This window comes from Larkinella fluvii (genome assembly GCF_051857545.1).
Taxonomy (GTDB): Bacteria; Bacteroidota; Bacteroidia; order Cytophagales; family Spirosomataceae; genus Larkinella.
The window spans coordinates 353101-369098 of the sequence record NZ_JBPZHB010000007.1 but is presented as its reverse complement, the minus strand read 5'-3'; the positions used below and the strand labels follow the sequence as shown (position 1 = coordinate 369098).

The following is a 15998-nucleotide window of genomic DNA, read 5'->3' as shown; positions in this document are numbered from 1 at the left end:
ATTGTTTAACGTTTATTTGGTTTACGGTTTTCAGTTCACGGTGGCTGACGCGTCTGCTAACATGCGTCAGCCACCGTAAACTGAAAACCGTAAACCGTCATTTTATATATTCCCCGAGTTTGAGCAAATCCCGCTTGATCTGACCGACGAAGACGGCCAGCGTCGCTTCGTAATTGCTTTTGTTCTGGGTGATTTTCTGCCGTTGTTCATTTAACTCCCCGCCGATTTTGGCCAGTCGTTCCGTATTGGCGTCCATTTTTCGCTGAAGCTCCAGCATCTGTTTGGCCAGTTGTTCGTTTTCCGATTGCAGTTGTTTTTGTTCGTTGGACAAACCGCCGACTTTTTCGGTCAGGGCTTCCTCCACGGTTTTCGAAAACGCCTGCTGGTCGTTGTTCAAGGCCGTCAGATACTGGTTGGCCGAACTGACCAGACCGGCCACGTTGGCCGAACCGCCCATTGCCTTGAAACTGGCCCAGGCCGCCTGATACTGCTGGTCTTCACTCAGATTGAGATTCGACAGGTTTTTCAGCGTTTCCCGAAACTCGAAATAATCGGGCCCCGGCTGGTTGGCTTTCGACAGCACAGCCGCAAAATGATCGACAAACTTCGTGTCGACGGCACCCTCGGGCACCGCTGCTGCAGGAACCGGGCCAGCCGGTGTTATCGGCACGGAAACCGGATTGGGCGGGTTTTGTGGAAAGGCCGTTATCGGCTTACCCGTCGTCGGTTCTTCTTTGATAAAGAGATTCAGGAGTTTTTTTCCGAAGCCCTCCAGCCCGGAACTCGTTTCTTGTTCTGCCATCTTGTGTTAGGTTAAAACGTATCGTTCTTGCCGATGAAAGACGGAACAATATTAGATGGGCGCAAGATGATAAAATAACCGTTTTAAGCCAAACGGTTTACTGATGGCCTGTAAGGATAAAAACCGGGCCGAACTTCATGTATCGACCCGGTTTTACGGTTTTAGTCGTAAGACAGAATAGAATCAGGCCTTCTTTCGATTTACAGTCGTTTTCTTTGGACTTCCGGCTGCTTTCTTCCGGCTTCCGGCACCATTCGCCATCGTTGCCCGGCCCAGAAATATTTCGTCGCCTTTCAGATTGATGGTCGTATAAAACTGGTACCCATCCTGAACGTATCGCACCAGTACCTGTTCGCGCTGGTCGGGTTTTCCGTAGGGTTGGGTTGCCGCTACCAGAATCTGATTCCCATTAACGATGGCTCTGACAAACGGCACGTTGTTGGTTTTTAGCTGATTGGCGGTGTATTTATACCAGGTTTTTCCGCCGTCGACCGAGCATTCGGTTTGGTCGTTCAGGTATTTTTCTCGCCCATTGAATAGGTCACCGTGGTGTTTGAACAACCGCCAGAGACCATGGATGTAGTGTTCGTAACAGGCATACACCCGATCATTGCCCAGGCCCTGCTGATTTACATCCGCCGGGGTTGGCTGGTCGGGTTTCAGTTCCGTTGCATCATCCCAGAACATGACTCCGTAGGCACCCGTAAACCAGTAAAAAACCGCAATTCCTTCGGCCACGGCTGGGGGAGCCGCGTTTTTCGCTTTCTCACTATTGGGGAATTCACTGCTTTGGGTGTTGAAAAGCCACTGCCAGGCAATGCGTTTCTTGGGCGAAAGCCGGGCGTTTACCTCCTGTTCGTGTAACAAAGCGCCGAGCCAGTGGCGGGCACCGTCGTCACTGTGCGGGATGGAATAATCGAAATCCGGGAACATGTAATACGTGCCCGGCATCTGAAAATCAATGTAGTCGGCGAAGGTTTTGCCAACAATCTCGTCGGGCATCCCGCGTTGGCGTGAGGTGGCCGTATGCCGGGCGGGCATCGCCCAGAGCCATTCCGGGGAGCCCTTGTATTCGCGGGCGCGGGAATACCCGTAGCCGTTGAGTGGAACCGGAGCAATGGAGCCGATTTCGGTGTAGGGACTGATCCACTCCCGAAGCGACTTCATCATAAAAACATAGAGATTGACCTGTTCCTGGCGGTTCAGGACATTGCCAACGCCTTCATTTTCAATGTCAAAAAAGATTTTTCCGTAGGTGTTTAATTTGTTGTTCGGGTTACAATCGCCAAAATTTTCGCATTCTCCATTGAGTTCCTGCATGGCGGTATACACACTATTCTTAAATCCCTGGTCGCCCCACGGACGCTTGTACCAGGTTTCCGGTGCTTTGTCACCCGCCCTCGCCCATTCGATGTTAAAAGGCGCACCGGCCATGTAGCCTTGCCCAATGGTCAACGCCCGCTGAGACGGTTTCAGGCGGCTGGTCCAGCCTGGCGGTTTGGGATTCCATTCACTGCGGTATTCGTCCGGCGACATCCGGGTTTTGTCGACAGACGAAAAGCCCCGGCGGAACAGCTTTGACCAATCCTGATCGACATGCAGGTTGCGTCCGGCACCGCTGAACGTCACGGATTTGGTGGCGGGGAGTGTGAAATCACCAACGACATCCGGATTCCAGTAACCTTTGCGGGTGGTGGGGGTAAAGGATTGCCGGGGGGTTGGGTTCAAGGCGGTTTGGGCGGGCAAAGCACCCTGATGGGGCACGATAACCGGCTCAGGGCCACTGGTATACTGATTGTACCATAAACCGAACCCGGCCAGGGCAACTCCTAAAGAAATCAGAAAAAGCTTCATACGGTTGGTCATTCGTCCAAATAGCGTTTCGTGATGGGTTGGTACGAATCGATTCGGCGGTCACGGAAATAGGGCCAGGTCGTACGGTATTTGTCGGTTAAACTTAAATCAATTTCCTGAACGTGAGTGACTTCTCCCTCATGAGGAGCCAGATACAGCAGGGTGCCGTGGGGATTGGCCACAAACGACCCACCCCAGAATTTCTGGCCCCCTTCCTGCCCGACCCGGTTCACCGAAACCACATGAACGCCGTTGGCAATGGCGTGGCTGCGCTGAATGGTTTGCCAGGCGCTGTATTGTTCTTCATCCACTTTGGGATCGGTTTCTTCCGTATCCCAGCCGATGGCAGTGGGGTAAAACAGGATTTCGGCACCCATCAGAGACGTAATGCGGGCAGGTTCCGGATACCACTGGTCCCAGCAAATCAGGACACCGATTTTGGCATATTTCGTTTCAAACACCTTATAGCCCAGATCGCCGGGGGTGAAGTAAAACTTTTCGTAATAACCGGGGTCGTCGGGAATGTGCATTTTGCGGTATTTGCCCAGATAGGTGCCATCGGCATCCAGCACGGCGGTCGTATTGTGGTACAAACCGGCGGCCCGTTTTTCAAATAACGACGCAATGACAACGGTATTGGTTTCGCGCGCAATTTCCCCCAGCCGTTCGGTGGTGGGGCCGGGGATGGCTTCGGCCAGACTGAAATTGTGGTGATCTTCCACGTCGCAGAAATACAGCGAGCGGAACAATTCCTGCAAACACACAATTTGGGCGCCTTTGGCGGCAGCTTCCCGAATCCCGGCAATGGCTTTTTCGAGATTAGCGTCCAGGTCGGCCGAGCAGGACATCTGCACCAGGCCAATGTTTACTTTTTTTGACATGTGATGTTTCAATGGGATTAACGTTCCGGGCCGGTTCTTCGCGTAGAAGGCCCGGTGCCACGTTTCAGTTCTTTCAGGTCAAAATCGAACGGTAGTTCGTTCATGCAGTTGAAATGACCCTTCGGACACTGATCGTAACCTATTTTAGAACAAGGACGACAGGGCAACAGTTTGTTTTCGAGCGAAACAAAATTGGTTTTGTAGGGGTACATGCCCAGTTGTGGCGTGGTGTTGCCCCAGATCGCGTAGATTTTTTTTCGGAAGGCAGCCGCGATGTGCATCAGACCCGTATCGTGGCTAAAAACCAGTGATGATTGTTGGAGAATGGAAGCCGACTGGTTCAGGTTGTATTTTCCGCAGGCGTTGTAAATCAGTTTGTCACCCAAAGCCTGAAGCACTTCTTCGCCAGCCGCAGCGTCTTCTTTCCCCCCCAGCAAGACCATCGGATAATTGATTTTTCGGCACAATTCAATCATACGCGCTACGGGAAGCTTCTTGGTCGCGTGCTGACCGCCAATGGCGTAGGCAACAAATCCCCGGCGGTGGGTGATGGGTAACCATTCCGGTTCCACGATGTCCTTGTAAGGAATGAAGTAATCCAGCCCTTTTCCGTCGTTGACCACCCCAAACGACTCCGTCGTTTTCAAATACCGATCGACAATGTGGAGGGGCGGCATGGTGTTCACTTTGAACTGGACATAGAGCCATTTCTCCCAGTTCAGTTTGTCGAAACTGCGCGACGGAACGGCCAGCCGCAGTTTGATGATGCGGGTGCGCAGGTTATTGTGTAAGTCGATGATGTAATCGTACCGCTCGGTTCGCAGTTGGCGAATGAGGTCGTTCAGATTTCCATCCAGGTAAATTCCCTTGTCGACATAGGGATTGGATTCGATGAGGGATTGAAAGGATCGCTTGGTGCAATAATGGATTTCGGCACCCGGAACCTGTTGTTTCAGGCAACGTATAACCGGCGTCGTCAGCACGATGTCGCCGATGGACGAAAACCGGATAATCAGAAACTTGGCAGGGGTGGTATGCATTGCCGCCAAATTTACGATATGGCCGGGAGATTTTTGAAGGAAAGGTGCAAAACCTGTGCATATGGCAAGCTACTGATCCCAGAAACGCGGTTTGTTGGGTGTTCGGTAGATGCTGTTTTCGCAGGCAAGGCAGGGCGCCAGGTTATCGAGCAGGATATTCTTTCCGTTTGGAATGCCGACGGCATCTTTCGACCGATCGACTTTCAAGGCCATTACGCTGACCCCGGCAGCCCCGAAATACCCGTAAACGACCTCGCCCGGATGGCTGGTGCACTTGATATTTCCGCCAACGGCTGCCGGAGCCGCATCAAATAAACCACCCGTGTTGTTGACCAGTTTTTTGACACTGTTAAAAAACTGGTAAGCTCCCGGACTGATCGATTGCTGCTCCACTTCCACGTAATACATACCGCGCGACGTAAACGGTACACTCATAATGTATTGACGGCTAATGGCTTTTCCGTTAATGGCCGCATCGGAGCTGATGTTGATGCAGTTGCTGTAGCACTGATTAATGTCCCAACAATCCGTGCAGCAGGGGCGCAACCCGATGTAATACCCATCCGAATTGATGTTGGGACTTAACAGACAAGCCGCCGTAAACTCGTAATTCTTCCACACCCACCGGTAGTAATCGCCGGGTGTTTCCGGGTCTTTGGTATCCAGATAAACCGCCCAGGTGTTCCGCTTGTCGTTTTCGAAGGATGCCGTATTATACTGGTATTCGTAACTCAGTTGGCTGATCGGCGGGGCGGTTTTTAATACTTCCAGAGACGATTCATATTGTTTCCCGTCGGTGGTTCGGATGGCGATTTTGTACGAGCGGCCCACGGTGCCCCGGATTCCGCTTGCCGTAGTTTGGTAATAGCCCGGACTGACTTCCCGAAGCACCTCCTGATTCCCGAAATTGTCGGATAGCGTTACCGTGGCACCACTGACCAGCAGGTTCAAACCCGAATACGTGTAGTCGGCGGTTTGCGTGAGGTTGACGGCATAAGGCCCCGGCTGGTCGGTGATCAATCCTTCCACCACCAGGGCTCGCCCGATGGATTGTGTATCCGGCTGATAGGGACTGATGCACGAGCTAACCAGACCCAAAATCAAGAAGACGAAGGGGGCAGAGCAAAACCGCAGTAAAAGAAAATCGGTGAGAATCAGGCTTTTCATAACGAATCAAAACTTGAAATTGTAGGTCAGCGATGGGAAGGCCGATCCGAACACCGACAGTTTATAGCCATCTGACAACGACGCTGAATTGACCTTGAAGAACACTGAATAGGCATTCTTGCGGGCGTAAACGTTGTAGATCGAAAAGACCCAGCTTCGTTCCCACCGCCGTATTTTGGCTGGATTCTGGTTAAACTCGATGGCAAAATCCAGGCGGTGGTAATCGGGAATCCGTTGCTGGTTCCGGTTTATATAAATGGGAACGACGATGCCGTTGACGCGGGCCCGGGCGTAGGGCTGGGTCACGGGGCGGCCGGTGCTGTAGGTAAAATTGAACGACACATTCACCCGGCTGTTGGGCCGAAAGGTCGTCATCGCATTCAACGTGTGCGGTTTGTCGAAGTTGGTCGGGTATTCGTTGCCATTGTTCACCCGTTCTTCCGGGAAAGGCCCGTTGATGGTGTATAAAGACCGGGAGTAGGTATAACTGACCCAGCCGATCCAGTGACCTTTGTTTTTGCGGAGCTGCGTTTCAAGTCCGTAGGCCTTGCCGGTCCCCTGCAACAACTCGGTTTCGGGGGTCGGATTCAGCAGCAATTCCGCCCCATCCTTGAAATCAATGGCGTTTTGCAACGTTTTGTAATACACTTCCGCCGACGCTTCAAACGCATTTCCAGCGGTGTTTCTGAAATAGCCCACCGACCATTGATCGGCAATTTGGGGCTTGACAAACGAATCGCTCAACTTCCAGCGCGAGACGGGCAGAGCGGCTGTTGTGTTGGTAATCAGATGGATGTATTGCCGCAGGCGGTTGTAACCCGCTTTAATGGACTGACCTTCGGCCACGGTCCAGCGTAATGCCAGACGAGGTTCGATACCGCCTGCCTGGTGGTAAATCTGTCCTTTGGCGTGGGCGGTGGAAGACGATGTCGTTTCGGGTTCGCGGGGAACACCCTCCTCATAAACGGGGACGCTGGCCGGTCCCCGATTCAGCAGTTGGGAATAGCGAATACCGCCCAGAATGGAAAAAGCTTCATTCACTTTCCATTCATCCTGGGCATAAACCGCCAGTTCATACGCTCGTTCGATGGGCATCGCTTTCGGCAGCACGTTCGATTGAAAACCGGGGACGAGCTTGTTAGGCTGGAGGTAATAATCGATCAGGCTGATGCCACCCTGCAACTGGTGATTACTCGTGGCGGCATAACTCAGGTCGGCTTTCACTTGGCGGTGCAAAATTTCCGAGGTAAGCCGAAAGGCGTTGGCCGGGTCGGGAGCCGACGTTTCGGGGCGGTATTGGCTGTATATGGCGGTCGTGGTCAGATTGAAACGGTCGTTGATGAAGTAGTTCCATTTCAGCGTTCCATTCACGGTTCGGTATTCAAAAACCGTGGAAGAGGCATTGACTTCTACGGTCGAAAGCGAATCGGACGCCAGTTTAAATTCGTCGCGACTCGCGTACCCCGTGAACGTAACAGTGTGTTTTTCATTGGGTTGGAATTTTAATTTGGTCGTCAGGTCGTAGAAATTCGCTTTCGTTTCCCGAATACTGCGGGGCATGAGCTTAAACAGAAAATCATTGAACGATGCTCGCCCGGCCAGCAGAAAGGACAGTTTTTTATTGAAGAGCGGTCCCTCAATGCCCAGGCGGCTGGCAACGATCCCGATCCCGCCATTTACCGTGAGTTTGTCGATCTCCGGTTCTTTCACCCGAATGTCGAGCACGGATGCCGCCCGCCCGCCCATACTCGGCGCAATACCGCCCCGGTTGAGCGTAACGTCGCGGACAATGTCAGGGTTAAAAACTGAGAAAAAACCCATCAAATGGCTCGAATTGAAGATGGGCGCGTCGTCCATCAGCACCAGATTCTGGTCGGTGCTGCCCCCCCGAACGTTGATGCCGGGAGCGCCTTCGCCCACGGTGGTGACGCCTGGCAGCAGCAGCAGACTCCGCACCACGTCGGCTTCCCCCATAAAAGCCGGAATGCGCTTGATGGTTTTGATGGACATCTGCGTGACGCCCAGTTCCACTTTCTTTACATTCCGGTCGGGCGCTTCGGTCGTAACGGTTACTTCCTCCAGATCCTTGGAATCGTCTTCCAGCAGAATTTCGGTCAAAACCGTTTTGTTCAGGACAATGGTGTGCGTTTGTGGCCGAAAACCGATGTGGGTAAATTTGACGTTATAGGTGCCGTCGGGAAGGGGTATGACAAAAAAACCGTCGCGACTCGTGTTGACGCCCCGGCGGTTTTCGGTAATAAAAACCGTGACGCCCTGAATGGGCTTTTTGGTGATGGCGTCGCGAACGTAGCCCGTGAGGGAATGATTGGATTGGTCGATTTTGGGCTGGGCTGCCGCAACAGAAAGGATAAGCCAACTGCACACAATGGTGAAGTAGAAAAATCGCATGTAGGTCAGGTTGTAAAATTGGTTTCGTGTTGTAAAGATCAAATATTGAATAGTAAATAACGAATAAACTTAGGATTAAAATTACATTCGTTATTTGATCGATACCGAAACCGGCTACTGACGCCTTCTTTTCCGTAGATGCGCTTCTATTTCATTTAAACTGAGGGTATTAAACGTCATGCTTTTGGTCAAACCGCCTTTGCGGGCAACCGCCACACCATAGTGCATGTCGTGAAAACCGGGCATTTCGTGTGCATCGGGATTAATACTCAGCATAACGCCCTGATTGACGGCATACCGAATCCAGCGCCAGTCGAGATCGAGCCGCCAGGGGCTGGCGTTGATTTCGATCACGACCCCGTGTTGGGCGCAGGCATCGATGACGGCTTTGTAATCAATGGGGTAGCCCGCCCGGGCCAGCAACAAACGACCCGTCGGATGTCCTAAAATGGTCGTGTAGGGATTCTGAATGGCGTTGATCAGCCGGGCCGTCGCTTTTTCGCTGGTCATCGACAGATTGGAATGCACCGATGCCACGACGTAATCGAACGTGGCCAGCAGGTCGTCGCTGTAATCCAGCGAACCGTCACCCAGAATATCGGATTCAATGCCTTTCAGAATCTTGAACGATCCGCCAAACTGAGCATTGAGCCGGTCGATTTCTTCGTGCTGTTGCTGCACACGGTATGGTTCCAGCCCTTTGGCATACGTGGCCGATTGGGAGTGGTCGGCGATGCCGAAATACGAAAATCCCAGCTCCCGGCAATAGGTCGCCATTTGTTCGAGCGAGTGTTTGCCGTCGGAATAGGTGCTGTGGTTGTGCAGAATGCCGCGCAGTGCGTCCCAGGTCACGAGGTCGTCGGGCGAATGGGTTTGCGCCCAGTCGAACTCAAAACCGCCTTCGCGCATTTCCGGTACGATGAAAGGCAGTCCGGCCCGTTCATACACCGCTTCTTCGGCTTCGCCCGGAAACGCCCGGCTGGTTTGTAATAGTGTTCGGCCCGATGCGCCGGTTGTCGTCAGGTGTCTTTCGGCCGCCGAATGCGTGAATAACTGGCTTTCAAACCGATCGGCCGGCGTGGTAATGATCTCGACCTGAACATCATAACCACTCGCTTGCCCCCGCCAGATGAAAGGCGAAGAGTCGATTTCATTCTGTTCGAGGTAGGAGAGGGAGTTCAGAAATTCAAAGGCAGCGATCGGATCGGTGGTACTGGCAACATATTGAACGGTATCGACTTCCTCGCTTTTCCGCCGGATTTGCCCGGCCACTTCCACGCGGCTGAACTCCTTTTCAAATACATCCAGCAGCATATTCGACAAGGCTTCGGCTTTGTCCATGCGGAGTTTGCCGGACTGGTTTTCCAGAAAGGCCAGCGATTCGAGAATGGCCTGCTGTGTTTTTTCGCCGAATCCTTTGATTTTGGCGATTTCACCGCTCTCGCAGGCCAGCCGCAAATCCCGGATGGTATCGATTCCGAAGTCGCGCCAGATGACTCGGATTTTTTTGGCACCGATGCCTTTGATCCGAAACATTTCCAGCACACCTTCGGGGGTTTGGGCCAGCAGATCGTCAAGGTCCTGAAGCCGTCCGGTTTCGATAATCTGCAACACTTTTCCGGCTACGGATTTACCAACGCCCGGCAACTTGAGCAGTTCTGGAAACGACATCTTGGTGAGGTCTTCACTGATTTTGTCGAGGTTGAAAGCGGCTGCCTGAAACGACCGGGTTTTGAACGCATCCACATCGTGAAGCTCCATGAGCTTGGCCGTCAGTTCCAGGATATCGATAATTTCGGTGTTGGTCATGGTGTCGGGGAAAGGGCGATTTTTTGTTACCAATCTTTCAGGAGCGGTTTCTTATAGTCCCGCTGCAAAAGAAAGTTGGCCTAACATATGGATTATGGATTGAATCTCACTAACTTAATTCTCCCAACACTCGTAGACCCCTTCATGGACACACGCGACCCTCATCTTTGGAAGCAGGCTAAAGCCCGTGCCGGCTTTAAAATGCATCTGCGGACTTATCTGTTTGTCAACGTTGTTCTTTGGCTGATCTGGCTGGTTATCTTTTTGGTTTTTCAGGAGAAATGGGGCACGTATCCGTGGCCCCTCTGGACCACACTGGGCTGGGGAATCGGCTTAATCTCTCATTATTTCAGCGTTTACCACGGTTTTAACGAAAAAAATCTGGCCGAACGCGAATATGAAAAACTCAAACGGACCCACGGTCTTTAGTTTGTTAAACCGCTACCGGTGCTTTGATGGCCGGATACGGATCGTAGTTCTCCAGCTTGAAGTCTTCGTATTTGAAATCGAAGATCGACTTCACCGCCGGATTCAGCTTCATCACCGGTAACTCGCGTGGTTCGCGGGAAAGCTGCACCTTTACCTGATCCAGGTGGTTGAGATACAGGTGGGTATCACCGCCCGTCCAGATAAACTCGTGCGCTTCATAGCCGCACTCCTGCGCAATCATCATGGTGAGCAGCGCGTAGGAGGCAATATTAAACGGAACACCGAGAAATACATCGGCACTGCGTTGATACAATTGACAGGATAGCTGATTTTCAGCGACATAGAATTGAAACAACGCATGACAGGGCGGCAACGCCATGTTGGGAACGTCCGCCGGATTCCAGGCTGAGACGATCATCCGGCGCGAGTCGGGACGGTATTTCAGTTGCTTCAGAACATCCTGTAATTGATCGATGAGCTGACCGTTCGGGGCTTCCCAGCTTCGCCATTGTTTGCCGTACACCGGACCCAGTTCGCCATTTTCATCGGCCCATTCGTCCCAGATCTTCACCCCGTGTTCGGTCAGGTACCCGATGTTCGTATCGCCCTTGATGAACCACAGTAATTCGTGAATAACCGACTTCAGATGTATTTTTTTCGTCGTAACGAGCGGAAAGCCTTCCTGTAAATCAAACCGCATCTGGTGTCCAAAAACGCTGAGTGTGCCCGTTCCGGTTCGGTCGGTTTTACGGGTGCCGTTGGCTAGAATATGTTGGAGCAGGTCGTGGTATTGTTTCATAATGCCAAAATAAAAAAAGGCTTTCGGGTTAAAAAGCCTTTCGGGAGATAAAAGATTCCGGACAAAAGAGGTGAGACAAGAGAAAAAAGACAAAACGTTCATGGTCTGACTACTAACGTCCGGTTTTTCTCACATCTCTTGTCTTACTTCTCTTGTCTATTTTTATTTCTCAATCGTCAGCGAATATGTGATGCTGGCCGTCGGACGAAGCTGGGCTGTAGCCGAACAGTATTTGTCCATGGACAGGTCGATGGCCCGGCGCGCCTTGTCTTCGTCCAGATCGCCCTTCAGAATGTAGTGCAAATGGATGGACTGAAAAGGAGCGGGCGTCACATCGGCGGGTCGTTGACCTTCGACGGTAATGCGGAAGTCCTCGATCACCTGGCGCTGTTTTTTCAGAATTAGAATGACGTCGATGGCGCTACAACCGGCCAGCCCCATCAACAGCATTTCCATTGGCCGTGCGCCGGCGTTGTGACCGCCAATGTCAACGGCACCATCGATGTGGATGGGAACGTCAGAAACCCCGGTTGCTTCGAAGTGGAAAGCGTCGTCGACACGATTCAGCTCCACTTTCATGGTTTTTACTTTCGGAGAAACGGTATTGGATTGCTCACTTAGCATGGTTTTTTCGTTAGTGGTATACGGACTCGTTACAAAATTGCTTGTTTCTCATAAATTACGTAATTTCACTCGAATAAATTCCTGACAATCATGTCGGACCGACTCTTTGATTTAAAAAACGACCGGCGGTTCAGCGTTTACTTATACCGCGCCGGGTTCGGTTTTTGGCTGCTTTACATTGTGATGGGAGCCCGTTTCATGCACGATCTGGTGGCGTATCGGACGGATTGTGCGGTGTTCTCTTTCTTTCTGATGGTGTTGGCCCTGTCAGCCTCGATGTATTATGATTACTACCATCATCCCGCTGAGTTTGAGCAGAAAAAGAAGTGGCTGATTGCGATGTATCTGGTTCTGGCCGGGTTGATCTACGTTTTCATTTTGCGGAAAGAACCGCTCAATCTGGCGGAATTGTTGCCCCGATTTTAGGATTTCATCACCTTCGTAATTTCGTTCAACCGTTCCATTTTGTGCTGAAAATCACCTTTCAGGCGGTTTCGGATGGCTTGCAGGTTGTCGAGGGTTTCCTGTAGAGAGTCCGGCAATATGTCCTCCAGCACTTCCCGAAACCGTTTGGCAAATGTCGGCGATTTACCGTTGGTCGAAATGGCAATTTTCAAATCTCCTTTTTTGACGACCGAACTCAGGTAAAAATCGCACAGATCGGGCGTATCGGCTACATTGACGAGGATCCGGCGGTTTTTGCAATCGGTTTGTATTTGAACATTAACGGCTTTATCGTTTGTCGCTACGATGACTAAATCGTTGTTGTCCAGATACTTGATGGCATAGGAATCGTAGATCAGGTGGAGATTGGCGTGTTGTTCCGCGAGAACCACAATTTCCTGCCGGATTTCGGGCGAAACCAGCGTAACCGGGGCATAGGGCGCATTGGAGAGCAGCGCCGTTACTTTTTCCAGCCCCACATAACCGCCACCCACCACCAGCGTTTGCAGGTTTTCAATTTTTACGAAAATAGGGAAGAGGTTGTTCATGGATGAGGAAAGAAAGCAAAAAATACCATCACAACCCACTTTTACATTTAATATTTATCATTTTACATTTAATATTAAAAGATAATTTAAAACGTAAAATGTTAAATACTAAATGTAAAAGTAATTGGATTAGTTGCTGGCAATAGCCTGCTGTAAATCAGCCAACTGCAACTCCCGCAGCCGGGCTACTTCACCAACGACGATGATGGCCGGAGAGCTAATTTTTGAGGTAGCTACTTGCTCCAAGATGGTCGAAACCGTTCCGGTAACCACCTGTTCTTCCGTGAGCGAACCGTTTTGGATGATGGCAACCGGCAACCCGGCTTTGCCACAGTCGCCAAAAACCGTCATGATTTCGGCCAGCTTATGCATACCCATCAGAATGACGACAGTCGCTGTCGACTGGGCGGCAAGGTGCAGATCCTGAGAGAGTTGTCCGGTTTTGGTAGTGCCGGTAACCACCCAGAAACTCTCGCTGACACCCCGCGTGGTGAGCGGAATGCCCGCCAGTGCCGGCACGGCATAACTGCTCGATAGACCCGGTATGACTTCGGTTTCAATCCCCAATTGCCGAGCGTATTCCATCTCCTCGTACCCGCGTCCAAAAATGAACGAATCACCCCCTTTCAGCCGAACAACATGGCCGTAATTCTGGGCATAATGCACGATCAGCGGGTTGATTTCTTCCTGCGTACAAGAGTATTCGTTCAAGCGTTTGCCAACGTACACTTTCAGCGCATTCGGCTTGCAATAGTCCAGTAAATCGGGATGTACCAGCGCATCATACATGACCACATCGGCCTGTTGCAATGCCTTCACTCCCTTTAAAGTTATCAAATCCGGATCACCGGGACCCGCACCTACCAACGTTAATTTCATTAGAAATAAGTTAAGAGTTAAGAGTTAAGAGTTAAAAGTTAAAAGTTGTCTGCGTCAGCCAACTCTTAATTCTTAACTCTTAACTCTTAACTCATCATTCTTAGCTGTCTTTCGCAATGACCAGTTCCCGCAATTCCGGCAGGCCGTCCTGTTCAATTTGGCGTTCGCGGTACGCTTTCACGTTCTCGATGAAGGACTCGGCCTGGGCAATAAACGATTGCGCGAATTCTTCCGTCGGTTCGTTTTTGTTGATGCTGAACACCAGGGCTTTGAAGCCACCTTCTTCGGTATGGAAACCGGGTTCGCCGATGAAGTTTTTGTCGAAATCGCTTACGACACCGTGCTGGGTATTGGTGTTGATGTCTTTTGTCATCAAACTGCCTTTGGCCCCGGTAATGAACACGTTGTACGCGTGGTAGATGGCGTCGGCCCAGCGGCTTTCCCGGAAGGCTTCGTTGGCCCAGCCCAGCTTTTCGGCGGCTTCGGTCAGGGTGGTGGCCACGAGGTCGATCATGACACTCGCGCACTCGCCGATTCCGATTTCGGTCACAAACTGCTCGGTGTGATCCCAGTCCGTATAGTCTTCCTGTGACAGGGTTTTCAGGTCAGCCAGCGGTTTCAAGAGGGTGTAAAAATAGTTTTTACCCTGACGAGCGTAATAGTCGCTGTAGTATTCTCCCTCGAACCCGTTGGTTTCGTAATCGTTCAGCAAAATCCGGAGTCCGTCGGGGCCGCGTTTGGTTGGGATTTTGACGACTTTATCGCCAAACAGCCCTTCACCTTTGCCATTAAAACCTCCGCCGAGCAACACCTGTAAGGCTGGAATGACGTAAGCACCGTTTTTTACGGAACTACTGTGAAAACCGATGTTGGCGACCGAGTGCTGTCCGCAACCGTTCATACAACCCGAAATCTTGATTTTGATGTCGCTGTTGTAAATCAGATCGGGAAATTCGGCGGTCATCATTTTTTCCAGCACCCGTGTAATCCCGTAGCTGCTCGAAATAGCGAGGTTGCAGGTATCGGTCCCGGGGCAGGTGGTAATGTCAGCGGTTGAGTCGAAACCGGGTGCTGCCAGTCCGAGCGTGTCGAGTCCTGCGTAGAGTGCGGGCAGGTTTTCCGGACTCACAAACCGCAGCAGATACCCCTGATTGACGGTCACGCGGATGTCGTCACCGGCGTATTGTTTCACCAGCGACGCCAGGGCCCGGGCTTTGTCGGAGTGCATATCACCCAGCAAAACGCGCAACTGAACGGCATACCAGCCTTTTTGTTTCTGCTCGAAAACGTTGGTTTTCAACCATGCCTGATACGGCGCGTCGGTTGATAATTCCGCCGGATTGATCTGGGATGACGGTTCGCCAGGGGTGAACGTAAAACCCAGATCGGTATTGATCGCATACGTTTTGTTCTTCAACGCCAACCGTTCTTCTTCCACCCGGCGTAGAAATTCTTCCAGGCCAATGTCCTGCAACAGGAATTTCATCCGGGCTTTGTGCCGCCGGGTCCGTTCGCCGTAGCGGTCGAAAACGCGGATACAGCCTTCAATAAACGGGATAATTTTGTCTTCTTCCAGGAATTCAAACGCGGTTTCGGCCATGTAAGGCTGCGCGCCCAAACCGCCACCAACCATCACCTTAAAGCCCCGTTTGCCTTCTTCATTGATGCGAGGAACCAGACCGACGTCGTGCATGTAGCCATAGGCGGCATCTTTCTCGCTCGATGACAGGGCAATCTTGAATTTCCGACCCATTTCCTGGCAAATCGGGTTGCGAAGAAGATAGTCGAAAATAGAGTAGGCGTAGGGCGTAATATCAAACGGTTCTTCCGGATCGATGCCCGCTTTGGCCGAACCGGTCACGTTCCGGACGGTATTCCCACAGGCTTCCCGCAGCGTAATTTTAGCATCTTCCAGGTCCGACCAGAGTTGGGGCGTGTCGGCCAGTTTGACAAAGTGCAACTGAATATCCTGCCGTGTGGTAGCGTGCAGGTTTCCGGTAGCGTATTTGTCGGAAATATCGGCAATTCGAATCAACTGATCCGCCGTAATGCGTCCGTAGGGCAATTTGATCCGGATCATTTGCACACCCGGCTGGCGTTGGCCATACACCCCGCGTCCCAAACGGAATTTTCGGAAGTTTTCTTCGGCCATGTCGCCGGAAGCAAAACTGCCAATTTTTTCCTGTAGAACCAGAATATCGCGTTTTGCGGCTGCGCTGACGTTATCGGTGAATTGAACTGACATGATCTATTGCTTTAGTGAGATAGTCGATAGAATTAAAAGACTAATATTCTGAATAAAAGGCCGGAAGT

14 protein-coding genes are annotated in these 15998 nt (G+C 51.5%); 2 read left to right on the top strand and 12 right to left on the bottom strand.

The features are described 5' to 3' along the window. Nucleotides 1-97: 97 nt before the first annotated feature. The 7 genes from ACS5NO_RS20460 to ACS5NO_RS20430 form a co-directional block, all read right to left on the bottom strand. Nucleotides 98-802 (bottom strand): vacuolar protein sorting family 37 protein, encoded by a 705-nt coding sequence (locus tag ACS5NO_RS20460; protein ID WP_439416856.1) that lies wholly within the window; start codon nt 800-802, stop codon nt 98-100. A gap of 183 nt (nt 803-985) precedes the next feature. Beyond that, the gene (locus ACS5NO_RS20455) at nt 986-2656 is read right to left on the bottom strand and encodes a hypothetical protein (protein ID WP_439416855.1); all 1671 of its coding nucleotides are present in this window, start codon (nt 2654-2656) and stop codon (nt 986-988) included. Nucleotides 2657-2664: 8 nt separating this feature from the next. After that, nucleotides 2665-3537, bottom strand: a complete 873-nt coding sequence (locus ACS5NO_RS20450) for a carbon-nitrogen hydrolase (RefSeq protein WP_439416854.1) — start codon at nt 3535-3537, stop codon at nt 2665-2667. Nucleotides 3538-3554: 17 nt separating this feature from the next. After that, a complete protein-coding gene (locus tag ACS5NO_RS20445) occupies nt 3555-4577 on the bottom strand; it encodes a glycosyltransferase family 9 protein (RefSeq protein ID WP_439416853.1) in 1023 nt (340 codons plus the stop codon). A 69-nt stretch (nt 4578-4646) separates the two neighbouring features. After that, the gene (locus ACS5NO_RS20440; RefSeq protein WP_439416852.1) at nt 4647-5744 is read right to left on the bottom strand and encodes a DUF4249 domain-containing protein; all 1098 of its coding nucleotides are present in this window, start codon (nt 5742-5744) and stop codon (nt 4647-4649) included. 6 nt (nt 5745-5750) lie between these two features. Then, the gene (locus ACS5NO_RS20435; protein WP_439416851.1) at nt 5751-8153 is read right to left on the bottom strand and encodes a TonB-dependent receptor; all 2403 of its coding nucleotides are present in this window, start codon (nt 8151-8153) and stop codon (nt 5751-5753) included. Between the two features lie 114 nt (nt 8154-8267). Beyond that, the gene (locus ACS5NO_RS20430) at nt 8268-9962 is read right to left on the bottom strand and encodes a helix-hairpin-helix domain-containing protein (protein ID WP_439416850.1); all 1695 of its coding nucleotides are present in this window, start codon (nt 9960-9962) and stop codon (nt 8268-8270) included. A gap of 144 nt (nt 9963-10106) precedes the next feature. Here ACS5NO_RS20430 and ACS5NO_RS20425 point away from each other — a divergent pair, with 144 nt between their 5' ends. Then, nucleotides 10107-10391, top strand: coding sequence for a 2TM domain-containing protein (locus tag ACS5NO_RS20425; RefSeq protein ID WP_439416849.1), 285 nt, complete (start codon nt 10107-10109; stop codon nt 10389-10391). 4 nt (nt 10392-10395) lie between these two features. On the opposite strand, the gene ACS5NO_RS20420 is transcribed toward ACS5NO_RS20425, so the two are convergent. Both ACS5NO_RS20420 and ACS5NO_RS20415 read right to left on the bottom strand, forming a co-directional pair. Beyond that, nucleotides 10396-11190: a thymidylate synthase gene (locus tag ACS5NO_RS20420; protein ID WP_439416848.1), complete on the bottom strand. Its 795-nt coding sequence runs from the start codon at nt 11188-11190 to the stop codon at nt 10396-10398. 162 nt (nt 11191-11352) lie between these two features. Continuing rightward, on the bottom strand, nt 11353-11814 hold the full coding sequence (locus ACS5NO_RS20415; protein WP_439416847.1) for an OsmC family protein: 462 nt from the start codon (nt 11812-11814) through the stop codon (nt 11353-11355). A gap of 90 nt (nt 11815-11904) precedes the next feature. On the opposite strand from ACS5NO_RS20415, the gene ACS5NO_RS20410 reads away from it, so the two are divergent. Then, entirely contained in the window at nt 11905-12240 is a 336-nt protein-coding gene (locus ACS5NO_RS20410; protein WP_114409507.1) for a hypothetical protein, read from the top strand. Here the strand turns inward: ACS5NO_RS20410 and ACS5NO_RS20405 are convergent. From ACS5NO_RS20405 to ACS5NO_RS20395, 3 genes are all read right to left on the bottom strand, one after another. Next, nucleotides 12237-12806 (bottom strand): precorrin-2 dehydrogenase/sirohydrochlorin ferrochelatase family protein, encoded by a 570-nt coding sequence (locus tag ACS5NO_RS20405; protein ID WP_439416846.1) that lies wholly within the window; start codon nt 12804-12806, stop codon nt 12237-12239. The two genes, ACS5NO_RS20410 and ACS5NO_RS20405, sit on opposite strands and share 4 nt — an antisense overlap. A 129-nt stretch (nt 12807-12935) precedes the next feature. After that, the gene (gene cobA / locus ACS5NO_RS20400; protein ID WP_439416845.1) at nt 12936-13685 is read right to left on the bottom strand and encodes a uroporphyrinogen-III C-methyltransferase; all 750 of its coding nucleotides are present in this window, start codon (nt 13683-13685) and stop codon (nt 12936-12938) included. A gap of 100 nt (nt 13686-13785) precedes the next feature. After that, nucleotides 13786-15930: a ferredoxin-like domain-containing protein gene (locus ACS5NO_RS20395; RefSeq protein WP_439416844.1), complete on the bottom strand. Its 2145-nt coding sequence runs from the start codon at nt 15928-15930 to the stop codon at nt 13786-13788. Nucleotides 15931-15998 lie beyond the last annotated feature (68 nt).